Source organism: Ahniella affigens, from assembly GCF_003015185.1.
Lineage (GTDB): Bacteria > Pseudomonadota > Gammaproteobacteria > Xanthomonadales > Ahniellaceae > Ahniella > Ahniella affigens.
This window is the reverse complement of record NZ_CP027860.1, coordinates 3,929,911-3,945,595: the sequence shown is the minus strand read 5'-3', so window position 1 is coordinate 3,945,595 and position 15,685 is coordinate 3,929,911. Positions and strand designations below refer to the sequence as shown.

Below are 15,685 nucleotides of genomic sequence, written 5' to 3'. Positions count from 1 at the left end.
GTCAATTGGTTGGCTCAATCAACTCGTGAGGGCCAGTCCGTAAGTCCGATGAGTGGCTTGGTGACAGAGTTTTTTACGATGCCAGATGCAAACCATGGGTTCCTTTGACTTGAGTCAAGCTGCGGCGAATCGTCGCATCCCATTATTCGCCCGGACCCCGAACTGGAGTAAGCCGGTGATTCCCGCAAAAGAAACGTACAACGACAAAGTCGTCAAGCAATTTACGGTCATGACCGTAATTTGGGGTGTGGTAGGCATGTTGGTCGGCGTCATCATTGCCGCCCAACTGTTCTGGCCCGCACTGAATTTCGATCTGCCGTTTCTCACCTACGGCCGCCTTCGGCCTTTGCACACCAACGCGGTGATCTTTGCGTTTGGTGGTTGTGCCTTGTTCGCCACCAGCCTTTATGTGGTTCAGCGCACCTGTCACGCCCGTCTGATCTCCGACAAGCTGGCGAGCTTTGTGTTCTGGGGTTGGCAACTGATCATTGTGTTGGCCGCCGTTACATTGCCGCTCGGATATACCGAGGGCAAAGAATACGCTGAGCTGGCCTGGCCGATCGACATTCTGATTGCGGTGGTCTGGGTCGCCTATGCGGTGCTGTTCTTCGGCACCATCGTCAAGCGCCGAGTCAAGCACATCTATGTGGCGAACTGGTTCTTTGGTGCCTTCATCATTGCCGTCGCGTTGCTGCATATCGTCAACTCGCTGGCGCTGCCGACTGGACTGATGCACAGCTACCCCATTTATGCGGGCGCGGTCGATGCGATGGTGCAGTGGTGGTATGGCCACAACGCGGTGGGATTCTTCCTGACCGCCGGCTTCCTCGGCATGATGTACTACTTCGTGCCGCGTCAGGCCGAGCGTCCGATCTACTCGTACCGCTTGTCGATCGTGCACTTCTGGGCGTTGATCGCCATCTACATGTGGGCCGGCCCACATCACCTGCAATACACGGCGATCCCGGATTGGGCGCAGTCGCTCGGTATGGTGTTCTCGCTGGTGCTGCTGGCACCGAGCTGGGGCGGCATGATCAACGGCATCATGACGCTCTCGGGCGCGTGGCATAAGCTCCGCACTGACCCGATTCTCAAGTTCCTGATCGTGTCTTTGAGCTTCTACGGCATGTCGACCTTCGAAGGTCCGATGATGTCGATCAAGACCGTCAATGCGCTGAGCCACTACACCGACTGGACGATTGGCCATGTGCACTCGGGTGCGCTGGGTTGGGTCGCGATGATCTCGATCGGCTCCTGCTACATGCTGATCCCGCGGGTGCTGAACCTGAAGCAGATGTATTCGAGCAAGTGGATCGACTACCACTTCTGGGTGCACACGATTGGCGTGCTCTTGTATGCCGCGTCGATGTGGATCTCGGGTGTGGGCCAAGGTCTGATGAGCCGCGCGACGAATCCGGACGGCACGCTGACCTACGCGTTCGTCGAAATCGTCAAGTTCACGTATCCGTACTACGCAATCCGCCTGCTGGGTGGCGTGCTGGTGATCCTCGGCATGTTGCTGATGGTCTGGAACATGATCAAGACGTTCCAGATGGCCAAGGACGTGGCACCGCAGCCGGTGCTTGAACCTGCCGCTGCGCACTGATCAGGAGACGACATCATGAGTCATGAAAAACTAGAAACCAATGTCGGCTGGATGGGCATTCTGATTGCCGTGGCGATTTCCTTTGGTGGACTCGCCGAGCTGATCCCGCTGATGTACAACGCCGAATCGGTCGAGCCGCTGCCGGGCATGAAGCCTTACTCAGCCCTCGAAGTGGCCGGTCGCGATATCTATGTTCGCGAAGGTTGCTACAACTGCCACTCGCAGATGGTGCGCACGCTGCGCTTTGAAACGCAGCGCTATGGCCACTACTCGCTGGCGGGCGAATCGGTCTATGACCGCCCGTTCCAATGGGGCAGCAAACGCACTGGTCCGGATCTTGCCCGTGTGGGCGGTCGTTACTCCGATGACTGGCATCGCACGCACTTGAACAACCCGCGCGATCTGGTGCCCGAATCGAACATGCCGAACTACCCTTGGCTGAATGCAAACAAGGTCGATGTGGCGCAGACGGTTGCCAACCTGCGTGGCCTGAAGACCTTGGGTCATCCTTACACGGATGTCGAGATCGACGCGGCCGGAACAGAGTTGATCGACAAGTCCGAGATGGATGCGCTCGTCGCGTACCTGCAGTCTTTGGGACGTTGGGCGCCGAAGGCGATTGCCGCGAATACCACTGCGGCACCAGCGCCAGTGGCCGAGACGGCGCCAGCCGAGGTAACGCCTGCTTCTGATGCGCCAGCGGATGCCGCGACGCCGGAAGCGGCCGCCACCGATGCTGCGCCAGCCGATGGTGCGTCAACCGATGGTGCGCCAACCGACGCCGCCACGGGCGAACCGGCAGCAGAACCAGCAGCCGAGGCCCCCAACGCCGAGGCCGGCGAACAGAACGGAGGCACGCCATGATCTCTGGCATCGTTACCGCCATTCTGCTGGGCAGCTTTATTGCAGGAGTGATCTGGGCCTACAGCGACGCCCGCAAGGGCGAGTTTGACGCGGCCGCACGCCTGCCACTGGAACATGATTCAGGAGAAATCCAATGAGCAGTTTCTGGTCGTTCTACATTGCCGCACTGGTGGTGCTCAACATCGCTGGTTGCGTCTGGTTGCTTTGGTACACGGCGCATCGCCGTGCCAACAAGGTCAATCAGGCCGAGACCACGGGCCACGTTTGGGATGGCAATCTCACCGAGTTGAACAAACCGCTCCCGCGGTGGTGGATCAACATGTTCTACCTGACGATCTTCTTTACGATCGCGTATCTGGTGATCTATCCGGGCTTCGGCGCCTTCAGCGGCACAAAGGGTTGGAGTTCGATCGCCCAGCTGCAGGACGAGGAAGCCAAGATGCAAGCCATCTGGAACGAGCGTTACGCGCGTTTCGAAGGTCAGCCGATCGACGCGCTCGCCAAAGACCCGGAAGCGGTGCAAGTGGGCCAGAACATCTTCGCCAATAACTGCGCTGCGTGCCATGGTTCGCTCGCCCAGGGCGCGAACGGTTACCCGAACCTGACCGACAACGATTGGCTGTGGGGTGGTACGCCTGATCGCATGTTGGAGACGATTCTGAATGGCCGAATCGGTGCCATGCCGGCCTGGGGTCCCGCGTTGGCGGAGGGCAATCAGCTGCCGGCAGTTGTGTCGTATGTGCAGTCGTTGTCCGGCGGTGAGAAGTCAGAGTTGTCGGCGCGCGGCGAGACCACGTTCAAGACGCTGTGCATTGCCTGTCATGGCGTGGACGGCACGGGGAACACGATGCTCGGTGCGCCGAATCTGACCGATCACATCTGGCTGCATGGTTCTGATACGGCAACGATCACGCGCATCATTGGCGAAGGCAAGACCAACCAGATGCCTGCTCATGGCCCGTTGCTTGGTGAAACGCGCGCCCGTCTTGCTGGGGCCTATGTGTGGTCACTGCGTCAGGAGCCGTAATCATGAAAGTTCAGCCAGAGCCGCGTTTTGACCATCCGCCCCGAACCTGGAGCCATCGGCTCGGCGCGATTCTCTGGCCGTCTTTCTTTGCCGCAGGTGTGGCGACCATGGTGTTCTTCGCCATGGTCGACCCGCTCCAATTGCGGGACATTACCTTCCACGAATGGGAAATCAGCCGCGAGGCCGGATACACCATCGGGTTCTTTCTGTTCTGGTCGGCGACGGTGTCCTCCAGCCTGTTCACGTGGATTCTGCTCCGGCCAGGCAGTCGTTTCAATCCACCCCGGAAGTCGAAAGAGCAGGGCTGATCCTTTTGGGCGGGCCATCCATGGCCCGCGTCGCCTCTGAACTTGTTCAGAGGCGCCTTTGTTGCAGCACAATAGGGCTGCCCGAAAAAACGCCGCGCACCGGCCTGAGCCCGACCGGAGCGTGGCCATAGCCCGCCATAAGCAAAGCGCATGATCCGCTCACCCCAACGTGGAGTGAGCGTATGTCTGTTCAACAAATCCTGGCGTCGCCGACGCTGAAATTGTTCGGTATCGGTGCGCTGATCCTGGTGCTGCTGATTCCACTGCTGATGATCGACGGGCTGCGGCGCGAACGCGAGAACCGCCGCGATCAAGTGGAAGCCGAAATCGGCAACTCCGTTGGCGGTGCGCAGACGGTCTACCCGCCGCTGCTGCGTGTGCCGTACGTGCTGCCAGTGCTCGATCAAGAGGGCCGACAAATCGGTCAGAACGAAGTCTGGTGGGTATTTGCACCGAAAAGCGCCGACACTCAGTCGACGCTGACCATGGAAGAACGGCACCGCGGCATCTACACCGTGCCCGTATACGTGGCACAACATCAGACCACGGGTCAGTTTCAGTTTGAACTGGACCAATTGTCGCGCATCCTGGGTCGCCCCGTGCTGGAGCGCGCCGAGCTGGTATTGCCGATTGCGAGTGCCCGAGCGATTCGCCAAATCGAAGTGAAATGGAACCGGCAGACCCTGGCGATGCAACCGGGCGCAGACCAGGTGAGCGGCATGTCGTATTTCAGCACCCGGATCCCGGACTTCAGTTTTGAGCAACAAGCGTCGTACCAGATCGAATTGGGAATCAGCGGTGCGCGCACCGTGATGTACGCCCCCATTGCCGGCGACACCTCAGTCAAGCTCAAGGCCCCGTGGCCGCATCCGAGCTTCAGGGGCGGCTTTCTGCCGACGACCCGTACGCTCGACGAGACCGAGTTTGATGCCGACTGGCAGGTGCTCAGTTTCAATCGCGAGATCCCGGCGTACTGGCAAGCCGACAACAATCTGGAAGCTGCCGTACAAGGCAATCTGTTTGGCGTCGATCTGGTGCAGCCGGTCGATGTGTATTTTCTCAACCATCGCAGCGCGAAGTACGACTTCCTGTTTCTGGTCCTGACGTTTGCCGCCTTCTTCCTGTTTGAGGTGATCGGCGGGCAGCGTATGCATGTGATTCAGTATTTGCTGGTTGGCGCAGCATTGGTCGTGTTCTATCTCGTGTTGCTGGCTTGTTCGGAGCACATGAGCTTTGCCGCCTCATACTTGTTTGCGGCGTTGGCGATGGGCGGGATGATCTCGACCTACACCATCGCGGTATTGCGCTCGGCGCGGCGCGCGTTGGTCATTGCGATCTGGCTCGCGGTGCTCTACAGCGCTCTGTACGTGATGATCAATCTGGAAGATTTCGCGTTGCTGATGGGCGCCCTGATCACGATGCTGGTGCTGGCCGTGACCATGTATCTGACCCGCCGGATCGATTGGTATGGCAGCAACAGCCGCAATCTGCCGCCGACCCCGACTGCCGCCACACCTGTGTGAGCTCGCTGGCAACACCAGCCGGATCGCGTCGCTGTCAGCAGGGGCGCGATCTGGATCGACTCCCTGCTGCGCCCTGATAAACTGGAGAGATGACCATGAACCTGCTCGCCATCGACACCGCTACCGAAGCCTGTTCCGCAGCCTTGTATTGCATGGGCGACATCCGTGAGCGCTTCGAATTGGCGCCGCGTCGGCATGCGCAGGAGTTGCTGCCGATGATTGACTCGCTGCTGACCGAGGCGGGTATCAGCAAGCGCGCCATCGATGCGATCGCCGTGGGTCGCGGGCCGGGTGCGTTCACTGGCGTGCGCCTGGCGATTTCCACCGCACAAGGGCTCGCGCTCGCGCTCGATCGGCCAGTGCTGCCGATCTCATCGCTCGCGGCACTCGCGCAGCCCGCGCTTGATGCGGTGCCCGACCACACGCCGATCATTGCGGCAATCGATGCACGCATGGGCGAGGTCTATGCGGGGGTTTATCGCGGCGACAGCCTGGGTCTGGTGCGTTTGCTGGGCGACGAAGCGGTTGGACCAGTTGCGACGGTGCCGTGGGCGCTGCCGCCACAGTCACCCTATGCGATCGTGGGCACGGGTTGGGCTGCGTTTCGCGAGCAAATCGAAAAGCGTCTGGGTAGCCCGGTCTATGCCGATGCAACGCGCTATCCACGCGCCAGCGCGGTGCTGAAGCTCGCGATTCCGCGCTATTGCCAAGGTTTGGCGCTGGACCCTGAATGCCTGGTGCCGAGCTACCTGCGCGACAAGATCGCACTGACTGAGGCGGAGCGCGCGGTCCAGCGCTGACCATTCACGCGCCGACTTACGCGTCGTCGTCGTCCCAAGGCGATTTCGGCCCGGGCTTGGCGCCCTTCTTCGGTTGCCGCTTGCCGTGCAACGCCTGCAAGACCTTCAGCGCATCGACGGTTTCGCGCACATCGTGAACGCGCAGCAGGATCGCGCCCTGCTGCGCTGCAATCAACGCCGCGGCAACGGATCCACTCGTGCGGCCGTCGAGTGCCTGCTCGGTCAGTTCGCCGATCATGCGCTTTCGGGACAGTCCCACCATCAAGCCGGCACCCATCCCGGTCAGCTGTCGAAGATTCGCAAGCAGACTCACGTTGTGTGCCAGCATCTTGCCAAACCCGAAGCCCGGGTCGACGAGCAATTGCTTCGGATCGAGTCCGGCGAACTGAGCGGCCAGGACGCGATCGGCCAGAAAGCGCCGCACCTCATCCACAACATCGAGGTAATGCGGCGCGTCCTGCATGGTTGCGGGGGTGCCTTGCATGTGCATGAGACATACGGGCAGCCCGAGTTCAGCCGCGGCTGCCATCGCGCCGTCAACGCGCAGCGCCATCTGATCGTTCAACATGCCAGCGCCGGCTCCGGCGGCCGCCCGCATCACTTCGGGTTCCGATGTGTCGATAGAAATCGGTATGGTGATCCGCTTCGCGAGTGCTTCGATCACGGGGACGACGCGACGAATCTGTTCTTTGGGCGATACCGCGACGGCGCCCGGACGAGTCGACTCGCCGCCGATGTCAATCACATCGGCACCGCTTTCGATCAGACTCTCGGCATGCGCGAGCGCCGCATCCGTTTGCGTGAACTTGCCGCCATCTGAGAACGAGTCGGGCGTGACATTCAAGATGCCCATAACGCGCGGCCGGTCCAGGAGAAGCTCCCGGTCCCCGCAGCGGATTCTGGGCGCCACTTTGCCGCCGAACAATACATCGAGATTCATGATTGGCTCCGGTGTGTCGGGGTCCAGTGGATTCGGTTGTTGCGTTCCATCTGGCGATTGTGCGGGCAATGCTCCGGAAAGGCGAGAGTGGCCTGCTGTGGGAGCCCCTCTGGTTTGAGCGGAGCCAGGGGATTCCTTGATTCCACGTGCCAGACGTCACTGTTCAGACGTGTTGCACCCAGGCATTCTTGACTCCTTGCCGAGACGTTAACCGACCATGCCCGGGATCCATCCTCAAAAAGCCAAGGTACTCGGATTCGCCATGATTGCCGGTGGGGTGTTTGTGCTGGTCACAGCGCTGGTGCTGCTGAATAGTGATGGGCAGGCGCCGATGATTCCTGCAGTCGTGGCCGCTGTGGGCGCCGCTGAACTGCTGTTTGGCGTCATGATTTTGATCAAGAAAGGGAGTGCGCAATGAGTTCATGGGTCGTGTCCAAAGGTGCAGAGGCGTCGGTGCCGGTGCACGGGTTGTCCGCGCGGTTTCCGGTGCACCGGATCTACTGCATCGGTCGCAATTACAGTGAACACGCCAAGGAAATGGGATCGGTGGCCACGCCCGAGGACCCGATCTTCTTCATGAAACCGGCCGACGCCGTGGTGACGGATGGCGCCGACGTGCCGTATCCCCAAGCAACGACCGATCTGCATCACGAATTGGAGTTGGTGCTTGCGTTGGCTGGTGGTGGTCGGGACCTCGACGCCTCATCAGCGCGCGCGGCAGTTTATGGTTACGCGCTGGGTATTGATCTGACCCGTCGCGATCTGCAGGCCAAAGCCAAGGCGAAGGGCGCACCTTGGGATGTTGCGAAAGGTTTCGATGCATCGGCACCAATTGCGGCAATCCAGCCGATCGGCATGACGGGCTGGTTGGCGCAAGGATCGATGCAGTTGTTGGTCAACGGCCAGGTCCGTCAGCAAGTGGACATCGCTGATATGGTGCTGCCGCCGGAGCGGATCCTGATGGCCCTATCGCGGCTGTACACGCTGCAGCCCGGCGACCTGATCTTCACCGGCACGCCCGCAGGGGTTGCGGCGCTGAAGGCTGGGGATGTGTGCGAGGCAAACATGGCGGGCTTGCCTTCGTTACGCGCGACGATTGTGTGAGTTGATCGCTGCGTGGTTTTGAACGAGGGTTATTGTGGGAGCGGCTTCAACGGTTTTTGTGGGAGCGGCTTCAATGGTTTTTGTGGGAGCGGTTTCAATGGTTTTTGTGGGAGCGGCTTCAGCCGCGAACGGTGATGCCGCAAGCTTGGCTCGGGCCTGAAGGCCCTCCCACAAAAATTCGAACGGTGATGCCGCAAGCTTGGCTCGGGCCTGAAGGCCCCCTAAAAAAATTCGAACGGTGATGCCGCAAGCTTGGTTCGGGCCTGAAGGCCCTCCCACAAGAATTCGAACGGTGATGCCGCAAGCTTGGTTCGGGCCTGAAGGCCCTCCTACAAAAATTCGAACGGTGATGCGGCAAGCTTGGTTCGGGCCTGAAGGCCCTCCCACAAAAATTCGAACGGTGATGCCGCAAGCTTGGTTCGGGCCTGAAGGCCCTCCTACAAAAATTCGAACGGTGATGCCGCAAGCTTGTTTCGGGCCTGAAGGCCCTCCCACAAAAATTCGAACGGTGATGCCGCAAGATTGTTTCGGGCCTGAAGGCCCGCCCGCAATCAGCGAACCAAGCCACCCGACCTCAGGATGAGGTCGGAATCTTCAATACGCGACCCACGTGCAATGTATCAGTGGTCAGCGAATTTTCAGTCCGCAGACGCGCGATTGACACGCGATGGCGCTCGGCGATCAGCGAAAGCGACTCGCCTGGCGACACGATGTGCTGTCGCGCCTTTTGTGGATTTGCGGCATACCAGGTGCCGATCGGCGGCGAGGTCGAGAAATAGTCGCGGATCCCGGCAACGATCGCGGTTGCGAGATTGCTGCGGTGCTCCGGATCGTTGAGCCGTTTTTCCTCGGTCGGATTACTGATGAACGCGGTCTCGACCAGAATCGACGGCACATCCGGCGCGCGCAGCACGACAAAATTAGCGCGCTGTACTTCGTGCTTGTGCACATTGCCGATGTTCTTCAGACCGGTCAGGACGTTGGTGGCAACGATCTCGCTGGCTTCCATGGTGGCGCCTTGCGACAAATCGAGTAGTACCTTTGCGAGAGTCGTATCCTTGTCACCAATCGACACACCACCGACCAGGTCAGACTGGTTTTCCTGGTTCGCGATCATGCGGGCGAATTCGCTGCTGGCGCCGCGATTGGACAGCACAAACACCGACGAGCCTTTCGCGGACTTGGCCAACGCCGCGTCGGCATGAATGGAAATGAAGACGTCGGCCTTGGCCTCACGCGCCAACTCGTAGCGCTTGTTCAAGGGCACGAAGAAGTCGCTGTCGCGGATCAAGAACGACTTCATGCCGGGTTCTTGATCGACCAGGGCAGCGAGTTCCTTCGCGACAGCTAACGTAATGTTCTTTTCGCGCGAGCCATTGCCGCCGAGGGCGCCCGGATCTTCACCACCGTGGCCGGCATCAATGGCCACGACGACTTTGCGTTGCCCATCGCTCTCGGCGGCTTGGGCAACCACCAGCGGCACGGTTTTGATCGTGCTCTTGGCGTTCTCTGGGTCGAACAGGTCAACCACCAGGCGATGACCGATACCAGCCGCAGGCGGCAGCAGAAAGCTCTTGACCCGCTGGGTTTCGTTCAGATCAAGCACCAGCCGCAGGTCCCGGCCTTGACGGCCGGAGCGCAGACCTTTGACGGGGCCGAGTGGTACCAATGCAGCGGCACCGGGCTTGATTTCGGCGCCTTGAATATCAAGCACAATCCGGTCCGGATTCGCGAGCGTGAACAACTTGTACGATGCCGACTGATTCAGATCGAGCACGACTCGGGTGTGATCATCGGCATTCCACAGGCGCACACCACCCACTTCCGGACTGGCAGCAGCCAGGGTGCCGGAGAGAGCAGAGAGGCAGAGCAACAGGGAAAGACGGGGCATCATGCCCGGGATTGAACTCCTAGCCATCAAAAAAATCAAGGAAAATCTCTTATTTATCCGACGATTGGCGGTTATTCCTGCATTCAGGTTCAAGTTAGGGGCGTAACTTGCCACCAAGTCGGGTTCGGTTTTGTCGGTTATCGCCGAAATTTTCGACACTCATGCGATCCCGAGGTCGCTACCCTAGCCGGCTTGTCCGATTCCGAACGCGATCCTGTGCAACCGAAATTCCTGTCTTTGCCGCTGCCGGCTGCCGGTCAACAGCGTGCCTATGTGGCGGTGCCCGGCGGGTCTGGCCTGAGCCTCGCGATTGCCGATACGGCGCGCCAGCATGAGGGCTTGGTCTTGGTCGTCGTAGCCGATTCGCATGCGGCCCATCAATTGGAAGCCGAACTGGGTCTGTTTGCGCCGGCCGATCTGCCGATTCTGCATTTCCCAGACTGGGAAACGCTGCCCTACGACGTATTTTCGCCGCATCCAGACATCGTGTCGGCGCGTATCGAATCGCTTTATCGCCTACCCGGACTCAAGCGCGGCATTCTGGTGGTGCCGGTGCAGACCCTTTGTCAGCGCCTGCCGCCGTTAAGCTTTGTTCAAGGCGAGAGCCTTGTCTTGTCTGTGCGCCAACAGCTGGACCTGGAAACCGAGCGCCGGCGTCTGGATGCCGCGGGCTACCGGCACGTTCCAAAGGTGCTGGAGCCTGGCGATTACGCAACGCGCGGGGCGCTCCTCGATATCTATCCGTCCGGATCGCGCGAACCCTATCGCATCGAACTGCTTGATGACGAAATCGATTCGATCCGAACCTTTGACCCCGAGACCCAGCGCTCTCGCGAAAAAGTGCAGAACATCCGCTTGTTGCCGGCTCGCGAGTTTCCGCTCACGGCCGAGGCCACGAAGGCGTTTCGCCTTCGCTTGGCGGATCGGTTCGACATCGATTTGCGGCGCAGCCCTTTGTACCAGGACATGCGCGAAGGCGCGGCACCTGCGGGCATCGAGTACTACTTGCCGTTGTTCTTCGAACAGATGGCGACGCTGTTCGATTACTTAGGTGTCACGCCGCTGATCGTCTGTGCCCACAATGTGCTCCAGGCGGCCGACGACAATGCGCGGCAGACCGAAGCGCGTTATCAGAGTCGGCGGCACGACATCGAGCGGCCGGTGCTGGCTCCCGCCGAACTCTTTCTGAGCCCGGAACAATTGCGGTCGGCGTTGAACAAACATCGCCGGATCGAGTTGCAGCCGCCTGAAAGCACGGGTGAGCTCATTCGCATGCCGCTTTCAACGGCGCCCATGCTGCCCATTCAGCGCAAACACGAAGACCCGGCGCAAGACCTGAAACTGTTTCTCCGCGCTTACCCCGGGCGCGTGCTGATCGCGGCCGATTCGGCCGGGCGACGCGAAGCGTTATTGGATTTGCTCGCCAGTTTTGGCATCAAACCCGAGGTGTGCGGCGACTGGCAACAGTTCCGCTCAGGTCAGCAACGCTTTGCGATGACGGTCGCCCCGCTGGATGATGGCTTCAGCATTACCGAGCCGGCCATCACGGTGCTCACCGAACGACAGCTCTACGGCGAGCGTGTCAGCCAGAGCCGTCGTCGCAAGCGTGCCGGACGGGACCCGGAGACCATCATCCGGGATCTCGGCGAACTCACCATCGGCGCGCCGATCGTCCATGAGGACCATGGTGTCGGTCGTTACCTCGGCTTGATCACACTTGATGTGGGCGGCGAGGTTGGCGAGTTCTTGGCGATTGAGTACGCCAAGGGCGACAAGCTTTATGTGCCAGTCGCGAATCTGCATCTGGTCGGTCGCTATACGGGCTCGGCACCGGAGCTCGCCCCGCTGCACACGATGGGCGGCGAGGCGTGGACCAAGGCTAAGCGACGTGCCGCCGAGAAGGTTCGCGACGCCGCCGCCGAATTACTCGAAATCTACGCGAAGCGCGAGGCCCGTGGTGGGACCGCGCTCACCTTCGAACGCTATCTCTACGAACAATTTGCCGCGGCCTTTCCATTTGAGGAAACGCCGGATCAATTGCAGGCCATCGAGGCCGTCATTGCCGATCTCGTGAGCCCCAAGGCCATGGATCGCGTGGTGTGCGGCGATGTGGGGTTTGGCAAGACCGAAGTCGCGCTGCGCGCCGCATTCTGCGCCGCCATTGGCGGGAAGCAGGTGGCGCTCCTGGTGCCTACGACCCTGCTCGCGAATCAGCACTATCGCAACTTCTCCGATCGTTTCGCTGACTGGCCGATTCGGGTGGAAATGTTGTCTCGCTTCAAGACCAAGAAGGAAACGGACGCGGCCATCGCAAAACTTGCCGAAGGTCAGATCGACATCGTGATCGGCACCCACAAACTCTTGTCATCGGAAATCCGTTACAAGGACTTGGGGCTGGTGATCATCGATGAAGAACAGCGCTTTGGCGTGCGCCACAAGGAGCAGTTCAAGAAACTGCGTGCCGAAGTCGACCTATTGACTCTGACTGCTACACCGATCCCAAGGACCTTGAACATGTCGATGAGCGGTCTGCGCGATCTGTCGATCATCGGCACGCCGCCTGCGCACCGACTGGCGGTACAGACGTTCGTCACGCCTTGGGATCAAGCCCTGTTGCGTGAAGCGTGCCAGCGCGAACTCGCGCGTGGCGGGCAGATTTATTTCCTGCATAACGAAGTCGAGAACATCGAAAAGATGGCCGCGACACTCACCGAGCTGGTGCCGGAGGCCCGGATCAAAATCGCGCATGGGCAAATGCCGGAACGTGAGCTGGAACAAGTGATGCTCGACTTCTACCGGCAGCGCTTCAATATTCTGCTGGCCACCACAATTATCGAATCCGGTATTGACGTACCCAGTGCGAATACGATCATCATCAATCGCGCCGATCGCTTTGGCCTGGCGCAGTTGCACCAGCTTCGCGGTCGCGTGGGTCGCTCTCATCATCGTGCATACGCCTACCTGGTGACGCCAGAACGCAAGGCCATGACGGCGGATGCGGTCAAGCGGCTCGACGCGATTGCTTCGCTGGATGAGCTGGGCGCTGGCTTCACGCTGGCGACGCACGACCTCGAAATCCGCGGTGCCGGTGAGTTGCTGGGTGAGGATCAATCGGGGCAGATCCAGGAAGTCGGCTTTACGCTCTACACCGAAATGCTGGAGCGCGCGGTCAAGGCGCTCAAGTCTGGCAAGATCATTGATCTGGAAGCACCGCCCGAGCAGCGAGTGGATGTGGAACTGCGCATTGCAGCGTTGATTCCGAGCGACTATATCGATGATGTGAACACGCGCCTGTCGCTATACAAGCGCATCGCATCGGCCGAATCAGCCGACGCGTTACGCGAGTTGCAGACCGAGATGATTGATCGCTTTGGCCTGTTGCCCGACAAGACGAAGAATCTGTTTGCGATTGCCGGGTTCAAGCTTGCGGCCCAGCGGCTTGGAATCAAGAAACTGGATATGGATGGTAAGGGCGGTCGAATTCTGTTCCGGCCCAAGCCGCCGATCGATCCGCTCACAATCATCAAACTTATCCAAGCCGAGCCCAAAACCTACGCGCTGGATGGGCAGGACAAACTCAAGGTTCGGAAAGAGTTGCCGGAGCCAGCCGACCGTCTCGGCATGGCGCAGCACCTGTTGCAGCGCCTCGCCGCATGAGCGCCATCATGTCAGCATCGGCAAAGAGCGCGTCGATCGCAAAATGTCGTGATCGATCGCGACGTCATCCCTTGGAGCCTCGATGAAACGCCCGCATTTGCCAATCGCCCTGTTCGTGTCACTTGGGTTGGTGGCTTGTTCCAAGACGCCAGAAACGCCAACTGCGAGGTTGGCCACGCAGCCGGACGTGGTCATGGTGACGCTCGATACGACGCGGCGTGATGTGATGGGTTGCTATGGCAATGCAGCGGCCAGTCGGACGCCTGCGTTCGATGCGCTCTGTGCGGCCGGGTTACGGTTCGATCAGGCTGTCGCGGTGGCGCCGGTCACGCTGCCGGCGCATGCCAGCATCATGAGTGGGCAATACCCGGGGCGGCATGGTGCGCGCTACAACGGACTGTTCCAACTGTCGGAGGGTATAACCACGCTGGCCGAGCAACTCAAGGCCAGTGGGTACCGCACGGAAGCCTACGTGTCGGCAATGGTGCTGGAACACCGATTTGGTGTCGCGCAGGGCTTTGATCACTACGACGACACCCTGAAGCAATCTGATTCTGGGTTGTCCGGCTCAAACGCCGAGCGTGCGAGCGTGGCGACGATGGATGCGGCATTGGCGGGCCTTGGCAAGGTGGACCGCAAACAGCCCGTGTTCTTGTGGGTGCATCTGTTCGATGCGCATGCGCCCTATGTCGGCATTCGCGATGGTCTGTCGGAGCGTGACGCGTACCTGCAGGAAGTCGCGACGGACGATGCCCAACTACAACGATTGCAGCAAGCCATTGAGGCGCGCGCGCGGCCCACGGTGTGGTGGGTACTGGCCGATCATGGCGAGAGCTTGGGTGAGCATGGTGAGCGGACGCATGGCCTGTTTGTCTACGACGCCACCGTACACATTCCAATGCTCCTGGTGGCACCAGGCGTGGCGCCCGCAGTGCGCGCCGATCTCGTGTCGCAGGTCGATATCCTGCCGACCACGTTGGCCCTCGTCGGTGCGCCAGGATTGCCCAATCTGGATGGTCGCGATGTGCTGGCAGGCCAACGACAGGGTACGGAGACCGTCATCAGCGAAACCGCCTTGCCCTGGTTCGACTTCGGCCTCGCACCGTTGTACGCGCTGCGCAATCCTGGGCACAAGTACATTGCCGCGCCCAAACCCGAGTTCTTTGATCTGGGCGCGGACCCCGGTGAGGCCAGCAATCTGGTCGTCGACGGCAAGTTGACCGGCCAGGCTGCCGACTGGTCGGTGCAGGTTGATGGCTATGTGCTCGAGTTCGGCGAAATCGAAGCTGCAAAGGCCGCGCAACACAGCGCTAACGCCGCTGACTTGGAGCGGCTGAAGTCGTTGGGCTATCTGTCCGGATCGGACATGGGTTTGGGCCGCATGGACCCGAAAGATGCCGTCGATCTGGTGAGTGGTCATTCGAAAGCGGTGGAATTGGCATCAGTAGGACAAACCGACGCGGCCTTGCTTTTGCTCGACCAGGTATTGTCGCGCTTTCCGACCGCTCGTGGCGCGCTGTTTCTGCGGGCGCGCCTACTCGCCGCAAGTGGCCAGTACGTCGCTGCTGAGGCTGATATCAAGCAGGTCAACGCGGCTCAGCCCGATGCCGACTCGGTGCTGCTTGCAGCACAGTTGTCGTTGTTGCTGAAACGGGCCGATGATGCCCGGTTGCTTTTGGATCAAGCCCGGCATCTGGATCCGAATCACGGTGGGGTACTGATTGTGCTGGGCGACTTGGCATTGCAGGCCAAACAGGTGGATGTGGCCCGTGATTACTACGAGCAAGCGCTGGCGTTGGACAGCATGCGAATTGGGCGCCAAGCCAGAATGCGATTGGCGCGCCTGCCGACATCGGCATCGTTGCCAAAATCCGAATAGGCTCGCGAACAACGCCCGGCGCGATGGCGATGCGGCGCAATCGTCCACTGCATGTGCGGGGCTTCTTCGGTCGCGCGGCGGAGCTA

The 15,685-nt window shown here is 60.3% G+C and carries 12 protein-coding genes and 1 pseudogene; 11 read left to right on the top strand and 2 right to left on the bottom strand.

Translation table 11 applies throughout. From position 1 onward, the window contains the following. The first annotated feature begins 178 nt into the window (after window positions 1–178). The 7 genes and pseudogenes from ccoN to tsaB all read left to right on the top strand — a co-directional run bounded on the left by ccoN (window position 179) and on the right by tsaB (window position 6,128). Entirely contained in the window at window positions 179–1,606 is a 1,428-nt protein-coding gene (gene ccoN / locus C7S18_RS15160) for a cytochrome-c oxidase, cbb3-type subunit I (RefSeq protein ID WP_106894053.1), read from the top strand. A 15-nt stretch (window positions 1,607–1,621) separates the two neighbouring features. Further along, window positions 1,622–2,221 (top strand): annotated as a pseudogene (gene ccoO / locus C7S18_RS15155) (cytochrome-c oxidase, cbb3-type subunit II); the annotation flags it as partial. Window positions 2,222–2,466: 245 nt separating this feature from the next. Then, complete coding sequence (locus tag C7S18_RS15150) at window positions 2,467–2,607, top strand: cbb3-type cytochrome oxidase subunit 3 (protein ID WP_106892360.1); 141 nt, start codon at window positions 2,467–2,469, stop codon at window positions 2,605–2,607. After that, window positions 2,604–3,497: a cytochrome-c oxidase, cbb3-type subunit III gene (gene ccoP, locus C7S18_RS15145; protein ID WP_106892359.1), complete on the top strand. Its 894-nt coding sequence runs from the start codon at window positions 2,604–2,606 to the stop codon at window positions 3,495–3,497. The genes C7S18_RS15150 and ccoP overlap by 4 nt, the downstream gene beginning before the upstream one ends. Window positions 3,498–3,499: 2 nt before the next feature. Then, a complete protein-coding gene (locus C7S18_RS15140; protein ID WP_106892358.1) occupies window positions 3,500–3,805 on the top strand; it encodes a hypothetical protein in 306 nt (101 codons plus the stop codon). Between the two features lie 182 nt (window positions 3,806–3,987). After that, the gene (gene creD / locus C7S18_RS15135; RefSeq protein WP_106892357.1) at window positions 3,988–5,328 is read left to right on the top strand and encodes a cell envelope integrity protein CreD; all 1,341 of its coding nucleotides are present in this window, start codon (window positions 3,988–3,990) and stop codon (window positions 5,326–5,328) included. A 95-nt stretch (window positions 5,329–5,423) separates the two neighbouring features. Next, the gene (gene tsaB / locus C7S18_RS15130; RefSeq protein ID WP_106894052.1) at window positions 5,424–6,128 is read left to right on the top strand and encodes a tRNA (adenosine(37)-N6)-threonylcarbamoyltransferase complex dimerization subunit type 1 TsaB; all 705 of its coding nucleotides are present in this window, start codon (window positions 5,424–5,426) and stop codon (window positions 6,126–6,128) included. Window positions 6,129–6,144: 16 nt separating this feature from the next. Here tsaB and folP read toward each other — a convergent pair whose 3' ends face one another. After that, entirely contained in the window at window positions 6,145–7,068 is a 924-nt protein-coding gene (folP, locus tag C7S18_RS15125) for a dihydropteroate synthase (protein WP_106892356.1), read from the bottom strand. Window positions 7,069–7,285: 217 nt separating this feature from the next. Between folP and C7S18_RS24225 the strand changes: the two genes are divergently transcribed. After that, entirely contained in the window at window positions 7,286–7,486 is a 201-nt protein-coding gene (locus C7S18_RS24225; protein WP_146151938.1) for a hypothetical protein, read from the top strand. Next, window positions 7,483–8,172, top strand: a complete 690-nt coding sequence (locus C7S18_RS15120; protein ID WP_106892355.1) for a fumarylacetoacetate hydrolase family protein — start codon at window positions 7,483–7,485, stop codon at window positions 8,170–8,172. The genes C7S18_RS24225 and C7S18_RS15120 overlap by 4 nt, the downstream gene beginning before the upstream one ends. Before the next feature lie 574 nt (window positions 8,173–8,746). Here C7S18_RS15120 and C7S18_RS15115 read toward each other — a convergent pair. Beyond that, window positions 8,747–10,066 carry an N-acetylmuramoyl-L-alanine amidase gene (locus tag C7S18_RS15115; protein ID WP_240623909.1) on the bottom strand — a complete coding sequence of 440 codons (1,320 nt, stop codon included), beginning with the start codon at window positions 10,064–10,066 and terminating at the stop codon, window positions 8,747–8,749. A gap of 213 nt (window positions 10,067–10,279) precedes the next feature. Here C7S18_RS15115 and mfd point away from each other — a divergent pair, with 213 nt between their 5' ends. After that, entirely contained in the window at window positions 10,280–13,720 is a 3,441-nt protein-coding gene (gene mfd / locus C7S18_RS15110) for a transcription-repair coupling factor (RefSeq protein ID WP_106892354.1), read from the top strand. Between the two features lie 82 nt (window positions 13,721–13,802). Then, window positions 13,803–15,599, top strand: coding sequence for a sulfatase (locus C7S18_RS15105; protein WP_106892353.1), 1,797 nt, complete (start codon window positions 13,803–13,805; stop codon window positions 15,597–15,599). Window positions 15,600–15,685 lie beyond the last annotated feature (86 nt).

Excerpts from the sequence above, each read along its gene's own strand:
- C7S18_RS15150 (WP_106892360.1), top strand. The coding sequence starts at position 2,467 with ATGATCTCTGGCATCGTTACCGCCATTCTGCTGGGCAGCTTTATTGCA.
- ccoP (WP_106892359.1), top strand. The coding sequence starts at position 2,604 with ATGAGCAGTTTCTGGTCGTTCTACATTGCCGCACTGGTGGTGCTCAAC.
- C7S18_RS15140 (WP_106892358.1), top strand. The coding sequence starts at position 3,500 with ATGAAAGTTCAGCCAGAGCCGCGTTTTGACCATCCGCCCCGAACCTGG.
- creD (WP_106892357.1), top strand. The coding sequence starts at position 3,988 with ATGTCTGTTCAACAAATCCTGGCGTCGCCGACGCTGAAATTGTTCGGT.
- tsaB (WP_106894052.1), top strand. The coding sequence starts at position 5,424 with ATGAACCTGCTCGCCATCGACACCGCTACCGAAGCCTGTTCCGCAGCC.
- folP (WP_106892356.1), bottom strand. The coding sequence starts at position 7,068 with ATGAATCTCGATGTATTGTTCGGCGGCAAAGTGGCGCCCAGAATCCGC.
- C7S18_RS24225 (WP_146151938.1), top strand. The coding sequence starts at position 7,286 with ATGCCCGGGATCCATCCTCAAAAAGCCAAGGTACTCGGATTCGCCATG.
- C7S18_RS15120 (WP_106892355.1), top strand. The coding sequence starts at position 7,483 with ATGAGTTCATGGGTCGTGTCCAAAGGTGCAGAGGCGTCGGTGCCGGTG.
- C7S18_RS15115 (WP_240623909.1), bottom strand. The coding sequence starts at position 10,066 with ATGATGCCCCGTCTTTCCCTGTTGCTCTGCCTCTCTGCTCTCTCCGGC.
- C7S18_RS15105 (WP_106892353.1), top strand. The coding sequence starts at position 13,803 with ATGAAACGCCCGCATTTGCCAATCGCCCTGTTCGTGTCACTTGGGTTG.